The 1,749-nt window shown below is 60.6% G+C and carries 2 protein-coding genes; both read right to left on the reverse strand.

Annotated elements, in window-relative coordinates; all coding sequences use genetic code 11:
• Positions 1-202: hypothetical protein (locus WS45_RS34815; protein WP_156437078.1), on the reverse strand; the 202-nt coding region annotated here is incomplete at its 3' end.
• A gap of 38 nt (positions 203-240) precedes the next feature.
• A partial coding sequence (gene sctE / locus WS45_RS08020) for a type III secretion system translocon subunit SctE (protein ID WP_156437080.1) occupies positions 241-1,749 on the reverse strand: 1,509 nt, incomplete at its 5' end.

The following is a 1,749-nucleotide window of genomic DNA, read 5'->3' on the forward strand; positions in this document are numbered from 1 at the left end:
CAGATGCCGGCACGATGGGCCGTGCCAACTCGGTTCCGGTGCCGCCCGTTGCCCGATGCGCGGCGCCAGCTGCCGCCGAGGCCAGCATCGCGGCTTGTTCGCGGGTTTTCTGAGCCGCAGGCTGAGTGGCCGTCGCGTCAACATTCGGCGGATACGGTTGAAAACGAACGCGCGGCTGGAAGATTTGTGCTGCAATCGACATAGTCTTATCCTTGAATCAAATCTATTACAAAGCAACGATCAGACCGATCGCGCCAGGTTCTTGAGAATTGCCTGTCCCGTCGTCAATTCAACCGCGTTCGCCGACACCATGTCCTGCATCACGCTCGCGAGCGCCTTGTTGCGATCTGCGAACACCTGCAGGGCCGAGTCCATCAGTTGCTTGAGCACCGACAGATCGAACTCGGCCATCTTGAGGTCCGCCTTCTTCTTCGCGACATTCAGCTCCGCCTTCGCGGTCAGCACGTCCATCGTGCCTTGCGCGACGGTGCTGCCCGCGTTGAACGCGACATTCACCTGCTGCCCGCGCGTCATCAATTTTTCAACGTTCTCGTCCGTGATGCCCAACGACTTGCGCATCCGGCCCATCGCTGCCGCAGTCTTGCCGCTGAACTCCTCAAAACCTACTTTCTCGCTCAGATTCGCGAGGGCCTCCTTCAGCATCTTGCCCAGCGACGTCTCCATGAACTTCGCGACCTGCTCGGCAACCACCCCCGCCACCTTGGACGCGACGGACTTCACGAGCGATCCGCCGACCACGGCGACCGCCACCATCGCGATACCCGTGACCACCGCACCGATAATCGCGCCGGCAAACTCGGCCTTCTCCTTGGACACGCCGCACGCCTCCAGCGCCTGGGTCGCGACCTTCGACACAAAATTCATGATGGGCTTGACGACCGCATCCATCATCGGCTTCATCGCTTCGTCAATAAACGACTTCCCGGTGACCGCGTGACAGATTTCATCGCCCGCCGCAAGCGCAAGGCCTACGCCCGCCAACGCGAGGCTGGCGCCGCCCGTAAAGGCGGCTGCCGCCACGCTGACCGCGGTGACGACCCAGCCCAGGATCTTGCCGACGCAGCCCATCGTCTTCTGCATCTGCTCGGCCTTCTTTTGCTGCTCCTCCGCCTTCTGGACAGCCTTCTCGTAGTCGTTCGACTTCTTTTGCATGTCCTTTTGCTGCGCCTTCATCATCGTGAGATTCAGGCGTTCGCCATTGTTGAGCTCGGTGACGTTATTCCTTTCCATCACTTCGCCCAACGCGCCGAAGATCAGCGTCACCTCGGCGATGCCGTGCAAGTGGCCCAACGCGCCCAGCATATGCGCCTGCTTGGCCAACGCCTTCGTCGCGGCGTCGATCACACTCTTGTCGATACCGTCGAGTTCGCCTTTCTCGGCCATCTCCTTCGTACGCTTGAGCACGTCCTCCACCAGCTTCAACTCATTCAGGTTGCCGAACTCCAGCACCTTCGACGGGTCCACATGCGCGTTGATCTTGAAATCCGCCGTCAGCTGCGCCTTCAGCGCCGCCTCCTGCTTTTCCAGCACCGCTTTCTCCGCGCCCGACAGCGATTTGTCCGACTGCTCGAGCTTGTCGAGCTGTTTCAGCGCGTCGTCTTCCGACTCCAGAATCGCCTGATACGTTGACTTGTCGATCAGCGAATACAGCGACGGCACGATCTCGGCCATCTTTTCGAGCTGCTCCGTGTCGTGCCGGACCGCATCTTTCACCGGCGTCAAATCCGG

Source organism: Burkholderia sp. RF2-non_BP3, from assembly GCF_001522185.1.
In the GTDB taxonomy this organism is placed as follows: Bacteria; Pseudomonadota; Gammaproteobacteria; order Burkholderiales; family Burkholderiaceae; genus Burkholderia; species Burkholderia diffusa.